We start from the raw sequence: 19,372 nt of genomic DNA on the forward strand, positions 1-19,372 counted from the left end.
ACTTTTATGCAAGACGGCAAAGATAAAAAGAAGGAGGGAGACGGACCTCCTGTGTATGTCAAGTACATTGGACTTTCGTTTCAGCTCTTTGGGATCATCGGGGCGGGGACCTATATGGGCTATTGGCTCCAGCAACGGTCCGATATGAAATTCCCGCTCTGGATTTTGTTGTTTTGTTTCCTCTCGGTCTTTGTGGCATTCTATCAACTCTGGTTGTCGATGAAGCGGGACAGGTAGTGTCAAGCGCACTTGTAGTCCATTCTTGATTTCACGTCTATCTGACTTTGTTACAAAATCCCTGAGCCATCCTCCACCTCCTCGATGGCCCGGCTCAAAAAGTCATTGAAGGGCTTCATTCGTCTAAAACCATCCAAGGCGAATTGGATAAAAACACCTGAATCAATCGCTTTGTCGGAGATCGGGTGGGATACGGTAAAGCTCTTGAGCTTGAGGTATTCGATATAAGGGTGATCGATCTCGTAGTCCCTCGGGCTGGTCTTGAGCTTTTCAGCCTCAATCTTTGGAAACAATTGCTTGAACTCAGGGTCGTTTTCGATCCTTTCCAGTTCCGCGCCGCTGTAGTCGATCTCTTTTCGGATTTTCTTCAGCGTGTCAGAATCCGGCATCCAGATACCACCCCCGACGAATGAATTGCCCGGCTGGATCTGCACATAGTATCCGGGGCCGGGTGATTTCTTCCCTCCCGGAGCAAAATAGACTCCGAAATTAGTCTTATAGGGGTCTTTGTTGGCCGAGAAGCGGATATCGCGGTTTTGTCGAAAGACACAATCCTTGGGCTTGAAGGCTGCAAGCTCCGGCTCCAGTTCGGTGATCTGCTTTAGCATCAGCCCCACGTCCTCTAGTAGTGTCTCGCGGGTTTCCAGATACCACTTCTTGTTGGCATCCATCCATTCTTTGGAGTTATTCTCGGTGAGGGCGGTTAAAAAAGACAGGTAGGGGCGCATAGAAAATTAAGAGTTATGAATGGGAAATCAATGAATCTATCTAACTCCATAAAATCGCCGTGAGTTTAGATCCTATTGCAAACAGCGACAAAACTGATCGCCATGTTGAACTTTTTCTCTATTTTACACGTGTTGAAAATGAAAAACCCACACGTGCAATGAACACGAAATTAACACTTACTCTCGAAAAAGATGTGATAGAAAAGGCCAAAGAGTTTGCTGCGAGGCAGGGCCAAAGCCTTTCCTCTTTGGTGGAAAATTATTTTAAGCATCTTTCCATGATCGATCAGGAGCCTTTACAAAAAAAGGATCTAAAACCTCTTCCCGAAAGCTTCCTCCGTTTTGAAGGGATATTGAAAAAGGAAGGCGAAGATTTTGATTACAAAGAAGAACTTACTAAAGCCTTGATGGAAAAATATGGCTTCTAGTTATTTTTTAGACTCTGATATTATTTTAGACTTTTTGTTGAAAAGAGTACCATTTAATAATGGTGCCAAACAAATTTTCGAACTGTCCTTCAACATGCGGGTCAAAGTTTTTGTGTCGTCCTTGGCAATTGCCAACGTGCACTACATGTGTACGAAGGCAGTCGGCAAAGAAGAAAGCTTACATCTGTTGGAAGAGTTGACAGGTCTTGTTAAAATTCTTCCCGTCAGCGAAAAAGAAATCTTTTCCGCAATGAAAAGTGGTTTTCCTGATTTCGAGGATGCCGTCCAATACTTCGCAGCCTTGCAGGAACCGCAAATCGAAGGAATTATCACCCGAAACACGGCCGATTACCGCAAATCTCAGCTGGCAATTTACACTCCGGAATCCTTCTTGGCCCTTTTCAGATAAAATCTACCAAATTTTCCAGCCTCATCCCACGGCTGCCCTTTACCAAGATCAGATAGTCTTCGAGCTTGCTGTCTTCCAGCCAATTTCTCAATGAAAATGGATCGGGGAAATACAAGGCTTTCGGCGCTTTCTCCAGTGCTGGCACGATCAGCTTTCCCGTAAAACAAACCTTGTCTATCGGATATTCACTGACGATCTCGCCCAGCCTGCGATGCTCGGCCTCTGCATGATCTCCCAGCTCAAACATATCGCCCAGGATAACCATCTTGTGTTTTCTCCCCGTCATCTGCCCAAAGGTCCGGATTGCCACCTCCATGCTGGAAGGGTTGGCATTGTAGGCGTCGAGGATGATCAGGTTACTGCGCTTCTCCACCAGCTGGGAACGCATATTTGCTGGCTTGTAGTCGACAATAGCATGGACCGCTTTCTCCATTGGAACTCCGAAAAACTTCCCAATCGTCAGGGCATTGGCGATGTTTCCAAAATTATATGCACCGATCAGCGAGCTCATCTGCTCCCCGTCCACGCCTTCAGCGCGGAATTTCACAAATGGATTCGCTTCGACAAATTCCACCTCGCAAAAGTCTCCTTTGGCTGGATATAGCACCGGCTTCTCAAAGCGCTTCGCCAGATTGGACAGAATCGGATCTTGGGAATTGATAAAGACCGTACCGCCTGTCTCGCGCAGGAATTGGAACAATTCGGTCTTGGTCCGCAAGACTCCCTCCGGACCGCCCATTCCTTCCAGATGCGCTCGGCCAATATTGGTGATGAATCCGTGCGTCGGCTCGGCGATGTCGCAGAGCTCCTTGATGTCTCCAGGCTTGTTGGCGCCCATCTCGACGATTGCCATCTCTGCATCTTTTCCTATCGAAAGCAAAGTCAACGGAACGCCGATGTGGTTATTCAGATTTCCGACTGTCGCGACGGTCTTGAATTTTTGCTTCAAAACCGCGTTCAGCAGCTCCTTGGAGGTCGTCTTTCCATTGGAACCGGTAAGTCCGATCACGGGAATATCCAGTTGGCGCCGATGGTGGTTGGCCAGCTTTTGCAAGGTGGTCAACACATCCTCGCAGATAAAATAGCGCTCATCGTCCTCCACAAAATACGCCGCTTCATCGATCACCACTGCCGAAGCGCCCATCTCCAAGGCCTTGGCTGCAAAGTCATTGGCATTGAAATTTGGCCCCTTCAGTGCAAAAAATAAGTTTCCGGGATGGATCTTGCGCGTGTCGGTGCTTACACCGGTGCTTTTGAGAAAGAGTTGGTAAAGGATATCCAAATTCATTTTCGGGGAAAATTTGTACCCAAAATAAAGCAATGATCTACATCTTTGAGACGCTTGTTTCGTTTTATTTTGGTGTTTGCTATCGCCCACCCATGTCAAAAAGCTTTACCTTAATTTTTCTGCTGATCTTTTCCCAAGCCTTTTCCCAGACGGTTTTTGAGCTGAATCCGGGAAAATCGATCCAAGTCGACGGAACTGCTGTCCCCATTCCTTTTTCCCAAGGAATCAACTCGACGCAGATCCAGACTATCGACCTGATCGGAGATGGCAAGGAGGAATGGGTGACTTGGGACATCAACGCGGGGCAGCTGCAGGTCTTTGCCAAAGACGGCGAGAGCTTCAGCCTTCTGCCCGAACTGGCCTATTATTTCCCGGCCGACATCAGCGGCTTTTTGGTCTTGGCAGATTTTGATTTGGATGGAAAAAAAGACCTCTTTACCTCAACCCCGCTAGGCATCAAAGCCTACCGGAATACCTCCCAAGGCAGCCAAATCTCCTGGTCTGTCGCCCAAAGTTTCCTCAAGCTCGACGGTGCAAACAACATCCCCGCAAACAACTTGGACACTCCGCTGATCCAGGACTTGGATGGTGACGGAGATCTTGACTTGGTGCTGTTCAACTTTGCCCAGGGCGATTTTCTGGAGTTTTTCCGCAATACATCCATGGAGCGAAAAGGCAGTCCCGACATCGATGGATTTGCGTTTCCGGTAGACTTTTGGGGTGATTTTGTCTTTTGCGGATGCGGCTCAGTTGCTTTTGGCCAGCGCTGTGATGGGCGGCCGATAGACTTTAGACTGACTCCTGACGAAAACGACCGAATCCTGCACGCCGGTGGGCACAGCATCCTATATCGAGACTTTTCCGATGACGGGATCCCGGACCTGCTGCTAGGACGCGACGAGTGCAATACGCTCTATTTCCTGCCTAACATTGGCACTTCCGATCAGCCGCTATTTACCGAGTTTTCGACCCAATTGCCGGGGTACGGGGCTTTACCCAATTTCCCACGCTTCCATGTCGGACAATACCTCGACGGAGAGTTGGTGATCAGTCTCAATACAAATGAGGCCTCTTCAAACTTTGGGATCGACTTCGCAAAGTCGCTCGTCCGGCTCTCGGAGGACGGGGGAGGATCAAGCCCGATTCTCCAAGATCAGCTCTTCGACTTGGGGGAAAATACAAGGCCCGCATTCATGGGCAATTCCCTTTCTGGGGAGCTTTGGCTTACATCCAACCGAAAAATCGGCTCCGACGTGCTCAGTCAGGCCAGCCGACTGGGCTTTTCGGGAGACAGCTTTGAGGTTTTGGAAGAGGACTTTCTTGGGCTTTCGACCCTAGACCTCCTCGATATTCAACTCATTGATTATACAAGTAGGAATGGGGTGAATTTCAGGTTGGCGAATGGTGTCCAAACTACCAACGGAGTTCCGGCCCAGGTCATCTATCGAATTCAGGGGACGAATTTTGAGGCATTTTCACTTGCTGGGCTGAGCCTGCGTGTGGGTGATCAGTTGGCTTTTTTCTCCTACGGGGGAAAAGACCAAGTCCTCGTCGCTGCCCAAAATGGGAGTTTGACCTGGTACGAGGTGGATTTCAGCACTTTGGCTGTGACGCAAAAAGCAACCAATTTCCTCGGTTTCCAAGACAATCCCGCCAACCGAAACCTGGCCATCGCCCCGACTTCGGGGGATGCTCCCAACCTATATTCGGTGGATCAAACCGGAAGGGTTTTCCTCATTCGGGACTTTATGAACTCCGACACGCGGGAGGAAGTATTGGTCAAGATCGGCAGCCAAGAACTCCCTTTCCGCTTAGGCCGAAACACTTGGATGAGCGTCGTTCCCGCAGCTATCGGCACGGAGCATGACCTGATCCTAGGAAGCCGTGGAGGGGGGATCTATTACCTCAAATCTGACTCGGAGCAAACTGATGATGCAGAATTCCAGATCAAGATTTATCCCAATCCCAGCTCAGGGCCTTTTTCGGTCATCACCAACCAAGCCTCCCGCGGTCGCCTCGTCTCTGCATTGGGGCAAGTCATCCTGCAGAATCTCGAAATCCCGGCTAACCGGATCGTGGAGATTCAGTCGCAAGTCCTCAATCCAGGTCTTTACATCCTTCAATTGGAGTCCGAAAAGGGACATACCGCTACCAAGAAGATTGTCATCCAATGAGTCTCAGCCATTGCTTTCCCAAGATTGACTTGCCATAAAAACACCGTAATATTAACCCGAGCACCTTTGGACGGGAAGTCAAGCTTTATTTCTTTAGCCCGGAGGCATGGGTCGTTTCCTGCTCTGAATGTTTAAATTTTGCTGAATGAAGTTTTATGCCTTTTTACTGCTTTGCCTTTTGACGTCTTTAGGCGATGCTTTTTCACAAAATACTACCCCAGCTCTTCCTCTTCGAGGGCTTTGCGCCCATCGTGGGGCGATGGCCACCCACCCGGAAAATACGATCCCTGCCTTTGAGGCTGCTATCTCGGCTGGCGCACACATGATCGAGTTGGATGTATGGCTGACGAAAGATCAACAGATGGTGGTCATGCATGACCAAACCGTCGACCGAACTACGGATGGAACGGGGGAAATAGCCGAAATGGCGTTTGCTGACATCAGAAAAATGGATGCCGGAAGCTGGATGTCGCCGGAGTTTCAAGGGGTAAAAGTTCCTACTTTGGAAGAGGTACTCGATATCATGCCCTACAACATCTGGCTAAACATCCATCTAAAAGATGAAGGCGAGCTCTCCACGATGGTGGCCAAATTGGTAAAAAAGCAAAACCGTGTGCATCAGGCCTTTCTGGCTTGCAGTCTAGCTTCCGCGGAAAAAGCCAAAAAATTGGTGCCCGAAATTCTGGTTTGTAACATGGATCGTGGCGACTCGACCGCGGAATATGTAGAGATGACCGCGCGGGCCAAGACCGATTTTATCCAATTGAGAGATGGCATGGATCGCTATACGAGCGAACAGCTCCAGAGCCTGAAACAGGCAGGAGTCAAGACGAATTATTTCAAAGCCAACTCCCTTGCTGAGATCCAGCAAATGCTCGACGATGGAATAGACTTCCCTCTAGTCAACGATATCGTGGGATTCATGGAGTCTGCGGAGGCTTTGGGATTGAAGCCCGTCCAACACCAATAGATTTACGACTGACTGGAAGGGGCCTGTCGAGTTCTTCTCCTGGATCTAAGTTTTGTTTCGAAGGGTGGCCAAGGTGAAAGGATAGGTTTTGGTCAAAAATCGCTCCTCCTCGGATTACAGGGCCGGTGTTGTCGCTCTGCCACAAATCCTTTAGTTTAGCTTTAGAAATATAAATCCATGAAGCATCTCTATTTACTCTCAATCCTCGGATTGTTCCTTTTTTCTTGTTCCTCAGGTCCAGAGAATCCCGCCGACAAAGTATTCACCAATGGGATCATCTACACGGTGGATGATCAAAACCCCGAGGTGCAGGCTGTCGCCGTCAAAGACGGAATGATCCTGGCCCTGGGCACCTCCGAAGAAATCCAAAACTACGTCGGCAAAGCCACTGAAGTCATCGACCTGCAAGGCAAGACCATGACGCCCGGTCTGATCGAATCGCATGCCCACCTCATGGGCATTGGCTACAACAAGCTGGAAATTGACCTGATGTATGTCAAAACCTATGACGAGCTGGTAGAGAAAGTGGCCGATGCAGCTGCCAAAGCCAAACCGGGCGACTGGATCACCGGTCGCGGCTGGCATCAGGACAAGTGGATCGAGATGCCCGAGAAAACCGTCCAAGGCTTCCCTACCCATGAGGCACTGAGTGCGGCCACGCCGAACAATCCCGTCTACCTAGCCCACGCCTCCGGTCATGCTTCTTTTGTGAATGAAAAAGCCTTGGAGCTTGCCGGTATCAGCAATCTCGCCGGCGAACGACCCAAGGAAGTCGAAGGCGGCGAGATCATCCTTGACCCACTCGGCAACCCAACCGGCATCCTTGCCGAAAGAGCCTCGGGCTTGGTTTCCAGATTGATTCCGGAAGAAACGCCCGAGCGCGCTGCAGAAGCACTCACTTTGGCACTGAAAGAGCTCAACGAAAAGGGGATCACCAGCTTCCATGATGCCGGTGCCAATCAAGCCACCATCGACCTGATTCAGAAGTTTAAAGACGAAGGCAAGCTCACCGTCCGCCAATACGTGATGCTCACCGGCAGGGAGCCGGAGCTTTTGGAGGCCTGGTATAAAAAAGGCCCGATGATCGACACCGCAGATCACCTGCTGACCGTCCGATCCATCAAACTCAACTGTGACGGGGCCTTGGGTTCTCGGGGAGCCTGGCTTTTGGACGACTACTCCGACCGCCCCGGCCATCGCGGCCATGAGACGCTTCCCATGTCCGTGGTCACCGAGGTTTCCGAAAAGGCCATTCCCGCAGGTTTTCAGGTTTGCTCCCATGCCATCGGCGACCGCGCCAATCAGGAGATCTTGGATCGCTACGAAGCCGCTTTCGCCAAAAATCCGGATGCCAAAAATCTCCGATTTCGCATCGAGCACGCCCAGCACATCCATCCCGATGACATTCCGAGATTTGGGCAACTGGGCGTGATCGCGGCCATGCAGGCGATTCACCTGAGCTCGGATCGTCCTTGGGCGATTGACAGACTGGGAGAAAAACGAATCATAGACGGGGCCTATGTCTGGCAAAAGCTTATCCAATCTGGCGCGGTTGTGACCAACGGAACCGATGCTCCAGTGGAGCCTGTCGACCCTATCCCTTCTTTTTACGCTTCCGTCACCCGTAAAACCCTGCAAGGCTTGCCTGAAGGCGGCTATGAGGGCGACCAAAAGATGACCCGCGAGCAGGCGCTAAAGTCCTACACCTTGGATGGTGCTTTTGCGGAATTCGAAGAAGATTTCAAAGGCTCCATCGAGGTGGGGAAAGCTGCTGACTTTACCGTCTTTGACAAAAACATCATGGAAGTACCAGAGGCAGATATCCTGAATGCAAAAGTAGCGATGACCGTGATGGGAGGGAAGATTGTTTACCGCATGCCGTAAAGTCTGAGGGATAAAAACAGAAGGGTGGGAATTTTGAAAACTCGCGCCAAACTTATATTCTTAGGAGGAAATAATTCGTGGCCTTTCGATGTCAAGCAATCAATTCGGTGAAGTTGAGTGCTTCGACCAAACTCAAACTAGTACTGGAACCGACTGAGATCGATCGAAAAAAAACATATCACCACCAAGGGCTTTAGCCAGATTCGCAGCTTTTTGGACAAGTTAGACAGGAAAATACCTGCAATTTATTGAATAAACTTGTTAGTTTTCTGGCCAGAAAACCAACCATATTGACAATGTTAATAACATCAGATACAAAAAGCAACCTTTTAAATAATGTTGAAACAAGGCTAAATGAACGTTCTTCAGAACTAGATAATCTTGTAAATCTATTCAGCAGACTCGAGGCTTTTGAGAAATTTCTTAACGAGCAAAAAATTTCAAGCCCTTTTGAAGGACTAAAAAACTTGTTGAATTTTAGAATTATTGTTGGAATTATATACCTTGATTTGTGTGCAGCGACATTAACATACCTGCGTGGAAAATATCAATACGAAGCAATAAATGCTTCTCGTCAAATGATTGTTGTTATAAATGAAGGATATAAGAAATTATACCATTTTGATACAAACAAAAAAGGAGAAAAGAATTTAAAAAACAGAAATGAATCTTTTTGGGTAAAGGAAGTTGGACAAATCATAAATACACATTTGCCCGAGTATAGACAGCAATACAAAACGTTAACACAAAAATTCAATAACTATTTGAGTGTAAATTTTGAACTTTTAGAAATGCAAAGAAATTTGTCTGTGCATTACGACAAAGAACCTATGAAGGTCTATAAAATGATGACGGAATTGGATATTGAAGAATCTTTTAAAAAACTAATTCCTTTCCTTGATATCCTAAATAGCTTATTTGTTTTCACGCAGGAAGTTGCGGGCGGTTTTCAAAAAAAGACAGAGCAATCAAACTTAAAACAGGATCAAAGAATTGATTCTATTGTTGGCCTCATTGACAAACATAAATCGGTAGAAAACGAAAAACTGATCAATGAATTTAAAGAACAAATTTTATCATTAAAAAAACTTTATAGACGTTAAGCCCGAACGCTAACATTAGATGTTTGTGAAAGGCAGACTGAAGAATATAAACTCAACTTTCTTCATAAATTCACTTTCCGAAATAGGTTGACTAAAGAACATAAATCCCCGACCTTCATTGATACCCGAACTGTTAACGTCAAATTTAAACTACGCTATGAAAGAAGTTTTTAAGCATAAGATCAGAAAACACTAAAATGCGTAAGCCCCTCGGGGTGTAGATGAAAGTTGATTTGGACCAGGTGTAGGTACTATCTATAAATACAAATTTGCAATTTGCTTATGATACAAGGCAATATAAAAAGGGACCAATTTAAAATTGGAAAGGATATGATGCTGAAGTTGCAAACTTCACCCAGCACCCAATTTCACTTCGTAGATACTGAGAAAATACTACGCCTAGAAGAGGAAACAATTATTGTTATTTCATCTGCACACCTAATCATTTATAGCTGTTAAAATATGTCAACTTTACAAAACGATGTGCCTCAAACTAGAGTATTTCTATCTTACTCTCGAAAAGATATCGGCTTTGTTATGCTATTGGCTAAGCAACTAAATGAACTCGGTATTCTTACTGATTTTGATCAGTCCGATTCAGATCCAGATTTCGTAACAACTGGCATTTCAGCAGAAGATGAATGGTGGAAAAGGCTAGAAGAAATGATTTCTGAAGCAGCTGTAATCATATTTGTAATTTCACCTGATTCAGCATATTCAAAAGTTTGTGGTGAAGAAATTGCTCTTGCACAAACGCTTGGCAAGCGAGTTATCCCGCTCTTATTGAAACCTATTGACTTTAATAAAGTACCACCTAGACTTTCAGCTTATAACATTAAAATAGATTTTTCTGACGAACATAATCATCCTTTTGACGAAACAGTCATAGAGTTGGTCAGGGCAATTGAAACAGATGTTGAATGGTTACGAACCGGAGTTAGAATTACAGCGATCGCTAAACGTTGGCTTGATCAAGAATATCCAAACGATCTCCTTTTAAGGGGAGAAGAGCTGTATCAAGCTGAAGCATGGGCAGTTTCGCGTCCTCGATCAGTTCCCGAAATTTCAACAGTTATTTTAGACTTTCTTTCAGCTAGTCGAGACAAAGAAGTAGAGCGAAATTCTATAAGTTCAGTTGAGAAAGCTAGGTATTTAGAACTAATTAGGATAATGCAACCATTCCTAAAGAAAGAACTCTCCATTAGAGAATCTCAGCCACTCTCTGACCATAGAGGTGTGGCGAACGAGATGCAGACTGAAATTGAAATTATTAGATCACTTTTAAATCTTGAGAATCGCTGGCATCCTGACACTGCCGTTTATGTTCAATCAACAGGTGCGATTGAAGGTTATGCTGAGATTTTTAAATTCCCATGTTGCGGCCAAATTGTTAAAGATTTTTCAAGTACTGGTGATGGAGACCCACCTTCGCAGTTTCGAGCCAACGGATGTCAAGAGATCCCAAAAAAAACACAACATGAATATCTTGAACGTACGAATCCATTTTGGTCTATTCTAGTTAGTAAATACAAAGAATAAAATTCTTTAAGTAAATAGTGAAGTAATCTAAAATGTAAAACATGAAAATCAACCGATAATCAAAACCTAAACTGCATTGAAACGCAGTTTAGCCAGAATGTTAGCGTCAATTTTAAGGCGTGAAATGAAAAATCTTTTAGGTATAAGTAAAGGCTAAAAAGGCCATTGCATCTCAAAATCACCGACGGTACACTTTTTCAACGCCCGCTTCGAAAAATCCCCCGCTAGGAGTAGATTCTACTCTGACCCATTGTAGTCCAATTAGTGGCTGGGTGGAATTTGCAATTCCACCCTAATATCCTTGCCAATTTGCAATTGGTTTTCAACTTTTCGAGATCGGCAACCCTATTTTTTCCGTACTCCTTCAAAACTTCTCAATCCCCACAAAGTACAGATCAAAACCTCCCAAGCCTCCGGGACGGTTGGAGGAAAAAATCATGACGCGATTGCTGAAATCGACCGCATCGGAAACCACAGGACGAAACTCGTTAAACTCCGAGTTGATCTTAGGCCCGAAATTCACCGGCTCGTCCCATCCGTCGGCGGTCTTCAGGGAGTAGTATAGGTCATAGCCCCCAAGTCCTCCTGGCCGATCCGAGGAGAAAACCAACAAATCCCCGTAGACAAAAGGCATGTGATCGTTTGAAGGAGTGTTGATAGCTAGCTTATTGATGGATTTAGTCATGCCACTAGTCAAGAATTCCAGCGGATCCAAATCAGAGCGAAGCGCGATCTCGTAGATATCGAAGCGGCCGTCTATGTCAGCACTAAACAAAAATTTCTCGGCCGTTACTTGACGACCTATCCCTTCCACTTCCCGATAGCTATGCCCAAAAAAACTGGGATACATTTCATTGACATTTTCCCGAAAAAGCTGGAGAGGGGTGATATCCGCTACGACTTCATTGAACGATTCGCCATCTCTAAAGCTGCTTCCGAAAATACGGGCGGTTCCCGCACAGTCCTGGGAAAAGAACAGGCGGCCTCCAAAGGAATAGGGCCCGCGTTCATTGCATTCTGAATTGACTTCCAAAAGTCGATTGATCGTCACCTGCGATTCTGGGTAGTTTTTGCTAGCCGCATAGGAAAACCTCCCGAGCTCTTTGTCCCACGTGAAAACCAAGGATCTTGGTTCCAGATCAAAGTCAGCCCCCATATTTTCAGCATTGGACGAAAAGATAAAATTCAGATCCAAAGTCAAGGAAGGGGGATTGTAGTCGGAATTCATCTCGTCAAATTCCGAATTCAATTCAACCAGGTTGATCGCTTGGTTATTGGGGAACATCCCGACGGGGAAGGGGTATTTTTCCCGACAGGAAAAAAGGAGCAATCCTAAAAGGCAAAAAAAACACGGTTTGCTGGCTGCCATCTTGGTTCTATTTAAAGCATAGTCAATGAATGCAAATTCGTCGTTAAAAGCAACTTGATTGCATTTAAAAAATACCGATGACGTACTTTTTCAACGTGTTGCTCCAAAAAACTTTTAATTTCCCTTTTCCAATAAACTTTATCCCATGAAAAAACTTGTACTTCTAGTCTGGCTGATTTGCCTGACTGTCACTTTTGCGCAAGCGCAGGAGACCAAACCCATGACCTGGAAGGACGTCGCCGCCTGGAAATACATGCCCGGAAGTGCCTTTAAGCTTTCCCCCGATGGCCAATGGATCGCCTACGGAATCATCGGTCTGGAAGCGGACGGCGAACTCATCCTCCAGAAAGTCGCCGATCCAGACAGCAAAAAGTCCTTCCCCATCGGCAATACCAACTTCCCCAACTTTGAGTTTAGCGACAACAGCCAATGGCTGGCCTTCAAGGAGTCTCCAAAGTTCTCCGAAAAGCAGGCCAACGAAAAGGCTAAAGGCAAGCCACTGAAGGAAAAAGTCCACCTGATCAAGTTGGGAACGGACGACAAAAAGACCTTTGAAAACGCGGGCGGCTTCAGCTTCAATGCCGAGGCTTCCACCCACCTGATCATCAACCTGCCCAAGGAAGGCAATGCCGACATCAAAGGCTCCGATCTGCTGATCCATCACCTGACTTCCGGCAAGTCCCAAAACCTTGGCAATGTCCGCGAGCACTCCGTCAACAAGGCCGGAACCCACCTCGCCTACACCGTCGATGCCGCCAATTCACAGGGCAATGGCCTTTACCTCCTGACCCTGGCCAACAACTCCACGCAAGTGTTGGACTCCGACGAAGCCGGATACCAGAGCATCAACTGGACGGAAAAGGGCGATGCCTTTGCCGCGCTCAAGATGAAAAAGGACAAGAAGTACAAGCAGGAACGTGGTTCAGTTTTGGGGGTGAAAAGCCTCTCCAGTCCACAGGTGACGCTCTACGAAGCGGCTAAGGATTCGACTGGTTTTGATCAAAAGTACACCATCAGCCCCAACCGCAAGCCTGAATGGAGCGAGGACTTGACCAGACTTTTCTACGGCATCCACCCCTTGGTTTTGGCAGAAAAAGAAACTCCGAAAAAGGAAGTAAACAAGGACTCTCTGGCCGCGGCTGATTCAGAAAAACTCTCCTTGATCCTAGCCGACACCACGATCAAGTCGATCTCCGACCTGCAAAAGGCGATCGCGAAAGCCGACACCGCAAAGAAGGCTGATTCGAAGAAAAATGACGCCAAGAAGCCGGAGATGACGATCTGGCACTGGAACGACAGCAGACTTCAGTCCCGTCAGCAAGTGCTGGAAAACATGGACAAAAACTACAGCTTTTGGGCGATGTACGACGTGGCGGCCAAGAAACACATCGCACTCCAGGACAGCAGCATGAAGGATCTCAGCATCCTTCCGAAGCAACTCTATGCGCTGGGTTCGGACAATCAGAGCTACGAACTCCAAGGCAATCTGGACGGACAATCCTACCGTGACCTTTATATCGTCGATCTGAAGAGCGGAGTCAAAACTCAGCTTTTTGAGAACTTCTATCAGCCTTCATTTGGCTCCTACCCGCGTCCTTCAACAGATGGCACGAAGCTTATCTATGGCAAGGACGGCCACTTTTACATCTACGATATCGTAGCCAAGACCCACCGCAATATCACGGAAAACCTGCCGGTGACCTTCGTTGACGTGGAAGACGACCACAACGTCACCGATCCCTTGGTCAGCCCGCTCGGCTGGAGCAGCGACAGCAAGTACGTGCTCCTTCGCGATGACTGGGACATCTGGCAGATTCCCATGGGTGGAAAAGAAACCGCGGTCAATCTGACCCAAAACGGGAGAGCCGAAAAGATTCGATACCAGTACCGATTTATCCTTGATCGGGAAGAAAAAGGAATTGACCTGAGCAAAACGAACTATATCCGCGTCTATGGCGAAAACACCAAGAAAAGCGGGATCGCAACTCTTGCGCCGGCCAAGAAAGGCGGCTTGACTCCGGGGGCAAAAACATTGCTTTGGGAAGATGCGATGATCTCTGGCCTCGGTAAGGCGGAGAAAGCGGAAGTTTTCACCTACACCAAGGAGAAATTCAACGAGCCAACCCAAGTCTATCTCACCGATGCGACACTGGCCAACGGAAAGAAGGTTACCGAAAATGCTCCTGACGCGGGCAAGTTTGCCTGGTCATCCGGCGTGCAGCTCGTGGACTATGTAACTGCCAAAGGCGACTCGCTTCAGGCGGCACTTTTCCTCCCAGCCAACTATGTGGAGGGACAAAAGTACCCGACGGTCATCTACTACTACGAAAAGCTTTCGCAGACCCTGCATAACTTTAGCAATCCGGGCTACAGCGGCACGGGCTGGAACCCGAGCCTTTACACCAGCAATGGCTACGCAGTCCTGATCCCGGATATCGTCTATAAGATGGACGATCCCGGTATGTCTGCCGTCTGGGCAGTCCTTCCAGCAGTGGATGCGGCCATCAAGACCGGCGTCATCGACGAGGCGAATATGGGCATCCACGGACACAGCTGGGGTGGCTATCAGACTTCCTTCCTGATCACCCAGACCGACCGCTTCAAGGCCGCCGCTGCCGGTGCACCACTCACCAACATGATCTCCATGTACGATCTGATCTATTGGAACTCCGGAGGTGGAAACATGTCCATCTTCGAGGCTTCTCAGGGTAGATTCCGTGGAGGGCCATGGGAAAACTGGGAAGCCTATGAGCGGAACAGCCCGATTTATCATGTGAAAAACGTCAAGACTCCGCTGTTGCTGCTGCACAATGACAAAGACGGCGCGGTAGACTTCACCCAAGGCGTGGAATACTACAATGCGCTTCGCCGCCTCAAAAAGCCGGTGATCATGGTGCAGTATCTTGGTGAAAACCACGGATTGGGCAAGACCGAAAATCGAAAAGACTATGCCGTGCGCATGATGGAGTTTTTTGACCACCATCTCAAAGGTGAAGCCGCACCCGACTGGATGACCAAGGGTGTGCCGAGGATAGAGCTAGGCGAGCATTTGGAGGAAAGGGCTTTCTGAGTTGATAAATGAAGTAGCAAAGGTGAGATACCTTAGGTAACAAGAAATCCACCGGAAAAAAGATATGCCCCCAAAAAGTCAGTCACTTTATGGGGGCATTTTTATGAGCAAAAAAGCCAATTTTTGAATAATGACTTCGTATAGTCTACGAAGTCATCAGCATCACATTTACTTCATCAACTCCTTGCGCTTTAGGATTGTTTCAAAAAACCGCTTCTCGTTGTCGGTGTTGAAGATGCGGTAGGGCAAGTGAATAAACTGTGCCTTAGACATGTAGAGGACGAAAGCGTCTTTGGTCTGCTCTACCTTTTTGATCATGTTCCACTGCACCGGCATTCCTTCACGGGCGTTGAGCTTCATGAGGATCTGTCGGCTGTCGATCTCGTAGGCCATCTTTTGGAAGATCGCTTTGTTCTGCTCCATTTGAGTCACGCCTGTAAACTGGATAGTCCAAAAAAGTACGTAGAGCGCATAGGCGATCACCGCACCGATAATCCACCAGATGGATGCGATCCAAAAGTATCCGCAGCAGATTGCAAGCGCAATCAGAATCACCCACCACTGTTCTTTTAGGATGGATTTAAGCCCCATTTTTATGTAAGTTCCAGTCTCAAGCTGGTATTTTTTCGTTTTAATAATCATCGGTATGGAATTAGCGAGGGCAAATATCCACCTATCCGATTGATTAAGCAAGTCGAAAAAAATCATTAATTCTGTTTCAATGGAAGTCTGCAAAAGCGCAATCTTCAGGTTGTTTTTGGCTGTCACTGCCAAAGAAGCGTATATACCAATTATAAATTCTGTGGGGAAATGAAAACAAATGGTTTATTCCATTGATTTACAATCTCCATTCGATTATCTTATCTCAAAAAATTTTTAGCCATGAACAGTCTCGTCATTGATCTCTTTATGTGCGGTGTGGCCTATGTCATCCTTATCTACTTTGTGGCCACTATGACTAAAAATGCCATCAGAAGAGGCAATAGCAACAATGATGATGGAGACGGTGGAATTGAAAATATGACGCCTCCAAAGATTGATTTGCCTCCGGGAGTGATCTGGCCTTCTGATGTCCCCAAAAAATCAAGGCCTCTTGAGCCGGTAGACTGTTAAGCTGAATTAGAATCTGTAATTCGGCGTTATCGACACTTTTCGCAGATCCCCTGTACAAGCAAGCTCATTTCCTTTTTTTCAAATCCCGCCGGGAGTTTGATATGGGGTAAAATTATATCCTCCAGACAAGTGGTTTCTCCACAGATTTCACATTTGAAATGAACGTGCTCGTGACTGTGATTGTGTACGGTTTCGCCATGTGAGCAAAGCGCGTATTTCGTCGCTCCGCTGTCGTCTAGTACTTTGTGAATCAAGTCTTTGTCCAAAAAAGTCTTCAACGTGCGATAGATCGTCACACGGTCAAACTGCTGGTTGAGCGTATCTTCCAGATCGGAATGTGACAGGGCGATGTTCTTGTCCAAAAACTCCTGAATGATCTCCTGGCGACAATCTGTAATTCTGAGCTTGTGTGACTTTAGTATGGCTGTTGGGCTTGGCATGACGGCTGTTTGGCAGTCAAATTAACTCAAAAATGGGAAGTGAAAAAAAATGGCGCCGAATCCGGCGCCATTTAAGCTTATTTTCCTGATTCTTCGGAGAGGATTTTATCGACTCTCGCCAAAGCATCTTCAAGATGAAGTTTGGTCATTCGGTCGGAGCTGCGTCCGATTGCCGCTTTGATCTGGGTTTGAAGAGTTTTGAGTTCCCCTCTAGCCATCGGCCTGATGTCAGATTGGGATGCATTGATCTGAGGGCCCACAAACTGACGGAATTGTGATGGCACTTGGGCGGGACTTTCCGTCAGGAGCGTTTCAAGGCGCTCGATATGCGCACGCTGTAGGGCTCTGCGGTGTACATCTATGGTTTTGCCGGAAGCCAGTTCTGTCCAGATCCCTTTTCTCAAGTCATCGAAAAGCTCGGTCATTTTATAGGCTTCGTTGCCGTTCAGCGCTTCGTTTTCGATCACACGACCTAGTCTTCCCCAGTCTAGAACCCCGTTAAGCGAAGTCACTTGGATGGCGCGGATTCTTTCCAAAGCTCCAAAGTCACCGATTCTCGCGATGATATCTTCGTCCATCATCCAGGTCGGCGTTGCAAATAGTTGTTTGTTCAAGAAGTCAACGGCTGTTTTTTGAACCTCCTTGGAAGTATGGGTATAAACCACCGCGTCTTCGCCGCTTGATTTGTATACTTCCTCGACTCCTCCGACGTTGGTTCTCACGTGACCCATGTAGCGGTTAAACTGCGTGATCACCTGTCCATACATCTCTTCCAGATCCGCATAATCCTTGAATGGCTTAGTGTCTTCAGCAGTCCATTCCTTGAGATTCGGCAGGATGCGCTTTAGGTTTGCGATTCCATATTCAGAGGCTTTCACTGCATTATCACCGAGGTCTTCCGACTGTGCTGTAGGATCGTAGCTATTACCCTGACGGCCATATCGGTACACTGGATCGCCCTTTTTGTCCAAGATCCACTGGTTCAGCGTGGCTTGCTCCGCCTCTGGAGTCTTGGCCTCTGGGATAGGTCGGTATCCCCATGCTACCGCATATTTATCATACGGGCCCACGTTGGGCATTAGGCTGACACCCTCGTCACCAGGCTGTGCAATGTAGTTGAATCGGGCATAATCCATGATCGACGGGGCCGTGCCAAATTCCTGTGTGAAGGCCGCGTCACGAAGTTTTTCCACAGGATAAGCCACTGATGAGGCAAAGTTGTGAGGCAAGCCTAGGGTATGTCCGACCTCGTGCGAAGACACAAAGCGGATCAATCTGCCCATCGTTTCGTCAGTGAAATTGACTCCCCGGGCATCCGGATTGATGGCGGCAGTCTGGATGAAGAACCAGTTTCTCAGCAAATTCATCACGTTGTGGTACCAGCCGATATGGGACTCCAGTATCTCGCCGGATCTAGGATCGGAGACATGTGGGCCGTAGGCATTTTGGATGTCAGAGGCGAAATATCGAATGACAGAAAAGCGGGCATCCTCAGCGCTCCAGGTAGGATCTTCCTCAGCCGTCGGGGCTTCCTTCGCTAGAATGGCATTTTTGAAGCCGGCTTCTTCAAATGCTGCCTGCCAATCTTCGACGCCGGCGATCAGGTAAGGGATCCACTGCTTGGGAGTAGCAGGATCGATATAGAACAAGATCGGTTTCACCGGCTCGACCAATTCTCCACGCTTGAATTTCTCCATGTCTTCCGGCTTCACTTCCAGTCTCCATCGATCCAGGTAGCGGCGGGAGGATGCCTTTTGCGCGTCTGATCCATAGTCCACATAGGATCTGGCAAACCAGCCCACTCTGCGGTCGGCTAGTCGCTGCTGCATCGGAACCTTCGGAAGGAGGATCATCGAAGCATTCAATTCCAACGTAATCAAGCCCGTTGCACTGTTTGACGGCGGTTCAGATGCGGCGTAGGTCAGTACGTAGCGTGCTTCGATATTGATCGGATAGGAGTTGATGTGCTCGATATATGATCGATCAGTATCCAGGCGCGAGACCTTGTATTGGGTTCTTCGGTTACGTTGTAATCCCAGCGCTTGGTTGTCTTTGTTAAACAAGTCGGTCGCTTCGATCACCACACCGGTGGAGTCTGTGGCACGGGACTTCATCGAGAATTTTTGCAAGATGGGCTCCAAATTGGAAGCTTTCACGGCCAAAGAAATCGGGAGAGAATCTGCGGCATAGTTGTTAACAGAAACTACTTTGAGCAAAATGTCGTCGCCATTTTTGTCCCAACGCACCATCAGGTTGTTGGTATTTTCTCCTCCATAGCCGATCCCGTCTGCGGTCTTGGCAATCCGCACCACCATCAGCATGTCTCTGCCAAAGAGCGAATCGGGGATCTCGTAGAAATATTTCTCGTCGATCTGATGCACTTTGAAAAGGCCATCTTTGGTCTTGGCCTTTGCTGTGATCACCTCATTGTAGGGCTTTGGACCGGTACTTGGCCCATTGGATGCTTTCGCGGGTGCCGTTGGAGCAGGCGCATCTTTGTCTTTTTTCTTTTTCTTTTGGGCAAAAGAGTTCTCTGCCGAAAGCAAAGACCCCATCACACCCAAAGCAAAGAGTGACCTCTTTAGAAATTTTGGTAGGGTTTTATTCATGTTACAGTAAA

The 19,372-nt window shown here is 47.5% G+C and carries 16 protein-coding genes; 10 read left to right on the forward strand and 6 right to left on the reverse strand.

Features of this window, described 5'->3' with window-relative positions; all coding sequences use genetic code 11:
- Nucleotides 1–6 precede the first annotated feature (6 nt).
- Complete coding sequence (locus tag ABD031_RS03470; RefSeq protein ID WP_343848420.1) at nucleotides 7–237, forward strand: AtpZ/AtpI family protein; 231 nt, start codon at nucleotides 7–9, stop codon at nucleotides 235–237.
- A 50-nt stretch (nucleotides 238–287) separates the two neighbouring features.
- On the opposite strand, the gene ABD031_RS03475 is transcribed toward ABD031_RS03470, so the two are convergent.
- Nucleotides 288–965 carry a DUF2461 domain-containing protein gene (locus tag ABD031_RS03475; RefSeq protein WP_343848422.1) on the reverse strand — a complete coding sequence of 226 codons (678 nt, stop codon included), beginning with the start codon at nucleotides 963–965 and terminating at the stop codon, nucleotides 288–290.
- A gap of 59 nt (nucleotides 966–1,024) precedes the next feature.
- Here ABD031_RS03475 and ABD031_RS03480 point away from each other — a divergent pair, with 59 nt between their 5' ends.
- On the forward strand, nucleotides 1,025–1,393 hold the full coding sequence (locus tag ABD031_RS03480; RefSeq protein ID WP_343848424.1) for a DUF6364 family protein: 369 nt from the start codon (nucleotides 1,025–1,027) through the stop codon (nucleotides 1,391–1,393).
- Nucleotides 1,383–1,802 (forward strand): PIN domain-containing protein, encoded by a 420-nt coding sequence (locus ABD031_RS03485; protein ID WP_343848425.1) that lies wholly within the window; start codon nucleotides 1,383–1,385, stop codon nucleotides 1,800–1,802. The genes ABD031_RS03480 and ABD031_RS03485 overlap by 11 nt, the downstream gene beginning before the upstream one ends.
- On the opposite strand, the gene ABD031_RS03490 is transcribed toward ABD031_RS03485, so the two are convergent.
- Nucleotides 1,795–3,090 carry a UDP-N-acetylmuramoyl-tripeptide--D-alanyl-D-alanine ligase gene (locus ABD031_RS03490; protein WP_343848427.1) on the reverse strand — a complete coding sequence of 432 codons (1,296 nt, stop codon included), beginning with the start codon at nucleotides 3,088–3,090 and terminating at the stop codon, nucleotides 1,795–1,797. The two genes, ABD031_RS03485 and ABD031_RS03490, sit on opposite strands and share 8 nt — an antisense overlap.
- Nucleotides 3,091–3,182: 92 nt before the next feature.
- Here ABD031_RS03490 and ABD031_RS03495 point away from each other — a divergent pair, with 92 nt between their 5' ends.
- The 5 genes from ABD031_RS03495 to ABD031_RS03515 all read left to right on the forward strand — a co-directional run bounded on the left by ABD031_RS03495 (nucleotide 3,183) and on the right by ABD031_RS03515 (nucleotide 10,760).
- Nucleotides 3,183–5,264, forward strand: coding sequence for a T9SS type A sorting domain-containing protein (locus tag ABD031_RS03495; RefSeq protein ID WP_343848429.1), 2,082 nt, complete (start codon nucleotides 3,183–3,185; stop codon nucleotides 5,262–5,264).
- A 145-nt stretch (nucleotides 5,265–5,409) separates the two neighbouring features.
- A complete protein-coding gene (locus ABD031_RS03500) occupies nucleotides 5,410–6,234 on the forward strand; it encodes a glycerophosphodiester phosphodiesterase (protein ID WP_343848431.1) in 825 nt (274 codons plus the stop codon).
- Nucleotides 6,235–6,411: 177 nt separating this feature from the next.
- Nucleotides 6,412–8,118, forward strand: coding sequence for an amidohydrolase (locus tag ABD031_RS03505; protein WP_343848432.1), 1,707 nt, complete (start codon nucleotides 6,412–6,414; stop codon nucleotides 8,116–8,118).
- Between the two features lie 296 nt (nucleotides 8,119–8,414).
- Nucleotides 8,415–9,221, forward strand: coding sequence for a hypothetical protein (locus ABD031_RS03510; protein WP_343848434.1), 807 nt, complete (start codon nucleotides 8,415–8,417; stop codon nucleotides 9,219–9,221).
- 462 nt (nucleotides 9,222–9,683) lie between these two features.
- On the forward strand, nucleotides 9,684–10,760 hold the full coding sequence (locus tag ABD031_RS03515; protein ID WP_343848436.1) for a toll/interleukin-1 receptor domain-containing protein: 1,077 nt from the start codon (nucleotides 9,684–9,686) through the stop codon (nucleotides 10,758–10,760).
- A 364-nt stretch (nucleotides 10,761–11,124) separates the two neighbouring features.
- Here ABD031_RS03515 and ABD031_RS03520 read toward each other — a convergent pair whose 3' ends face one another.
- On the reverse strand, nucleotides 11,125–12,045 hold the full coding sequence (locus tag ABD031_RS03520; RefSeq protein ID WP_343848438.1) for a TolB-like translocation protein: 921 nt from the start codon (nucleotides 12,043–12,045) through the stop codon (nucleotides 11,125–11,127).
- 229 nt (nucleotides 12,046–12,274) lie between these two features.
- On the opposite strand from ABD031_RS03520, the gene ABD031_RS03525 reads away from it, so the two are divergent.
- Nucleotides 12,275–15,199, forward strand: coding sequence for a S9 family peptidase (locus ABD031_RS03525; RefSeq protein ID WP_343848439.1), 2,925 nt, complete (start codon nucleotides 12,275–12,277; stop codon nucleotides 15,197–15,199).
- Between the two features lie 168 nt (nucleotides 15,200–15,367).
- Here ABD031_RS03525 and ABD031_RS03530 read toward each other — a convergent pair whose 3' ends face one another.
- A complete protein-coding gene (locus tag ABD031_RS03530; protein WP_343848441.1) occupies nucleotides 15,368–15,841 on the reverse strand; it encodes a YcxB family protein in 474 nt (157 codons plus the stop codon).
- Between the two features lie 240 nt (nucleotides 15,842–16,081).
- Between ABD031_RS03530 and ABD031_RS03535 the strand changes: the two genes are divergently transcribed.
- The gene (locus tag ABD031_RS03535; RefSeq protein ID WP_343848443.1) at nucleotides 16,082–16,312 is read left to right on the forward strand and encodes a hypothetical protein; all 231 of its coding nucleotides are present in this window, start codon (nucleotides 16,082–16,084) and stop codon (nucleotides 16,310–16,312) included.
- A gap of 26 nt (nucleotides 16,313–16,338) precedes the next feature.
- Here ABD031_RS03535 and ABD031_RS03540 read toward each other — a convergent pair whose 3' ends face one another.
- Complete coding sequence (locus ABD031_RS03540) at nucleotides 16,339–16,752, reverse strand: Fur family transcriptional regulator (protein WP_343848444.1); 414 nt, start codon at nucleotides 16,750–16,752, stop codon at nucleotides 16,339–16,341.
- Between the two features lie 77 nt (nucleotides 16,753–16,829).
- Nucleotides 16,830–19,361, reverse strand: coding sequence for a zinc-dependent metalloprotease (locus ABD031_RS03545; protein WP_343848446.1), 2,532 nt, complete (start codon nucleotides 19,359–19,361; stop codon nucleotides 16,830–16,832).
- Nucleotides 19,362–19,372: the final 11 nt, after the last annotated feature.

The organism is Algoriphagus jejuensis (assembly GCF_039523455.1).
GTDB lineage: Bacteria > Bacteroidota > Bacteroidia > Cytophagales > Cyclobacteriaceae > Algoriphagus > Algoriphagus jejuensis.

Bases quoted from the DNA above. Each gene is read 5' to 3' on its own strand.
- ABD031_RS03545 (WP_343848446.1), bottom strand. From the start codon at position 19,361: ATGAATAAAACCCTACCAAAATTTCTAAAGAGGTCACTCTTTGCTTTG.
- ABD031_RS03505 (WP_343848432.1), top strand. From the start codon at position 6,412: ATGAAGCATCTCTATTTACTCTCAATCCTCGGATTGTTCCTTTTTTCT.
- ABD031_RS03475 (WP_343848422.1), bottom strand. From the start codon at position 965: ATGCGCCCCTACCTGTCTTTTTTAACCGCCCTCACCGAGAATAACTCC.
- ABD031_RS03510 (WP_343848434.1), top strand. From the start codon at position 8,415: ATGTTAATAACATCAGATACAAAAAGCAACCTTTTAAATAATGTTGAA.
- ABD031_RS03540 (WP_343848444.1), bottom strand. From the start codon at position 16,752: ATGCCAAGCCCAACAGCCATACTAAAGTCACACAAGCTCAGAATTACA.
- ABD031_RS03500 (WP_343848431.1), top strand. From the start codon at position 5,410: ATGAAGTTTTATGCCTTTTTACTGCTTTGCCTTTTGACGTCTTTAGGC.
- ABD031_RS03515 (WP_343848436.1), top strand. From the start codon at position 9,684: ATGTCAACTTTACAAAACGATGTGCCTCAAACTAGAGTATTTCTATCT.
- ABD031_RS03490 (WP_343848427.1), bottom strand. From the start codon at position 3,090: ATGAATTTGGATATCCTTTACCAACTCTTTCTCAAAAGCACCGGTGTA.
- ABD031_RS03535 (WP_343848443.1), top strand. From the start codon at position 16,082: ATGAACAGTCTCGTCATTGATCTCTTTATGTGCGGTGTGGCCTATGTC.
- ABD031_RS03470 (WP_343848420.1), top strand. From the start codon at position 7: ATGCAAGACGGCAAAGATAAAAAGAAGGAGGGAGACGGACCTCCTGTG.
- ABD031_RS03530 (WP_343848441.1), bottom strand. From the start codon at position 15,841: ATGATTATTAAAACGAAAAAATACCAGCTTGAGACTGGAACTTACATA.
- ABD031_RS03520 (WP_343848438.1), bottom strand. From the start codon at position 12,045: ATGTTCCCCAATAACCAAGCGATCAACCTGGTTGAATTGAATTCGGAA.
- ABD031_RS03485 (WP_343848425.1), top strand. From the start codon at position 1,383: ATGGCTTCTAGTTATTTTTTAGACTCTGATATTATTTTAGACTTTTTG.
- ABD031_RS03525 (WP_343848439.1), top strand. From the start codon at position 12,275: ATGAAAAAACTTGTACTTCTAGTCTGGCTGATTTGCCTGACTGTCACT.
- ABD031_RS03495 (WP_343848429.1), top strand. From the start codon at position 3,183: ATGTCAAAAAGCTTTACCTTAATTTTTCTGCTGATCTTTTCCCAAGCC.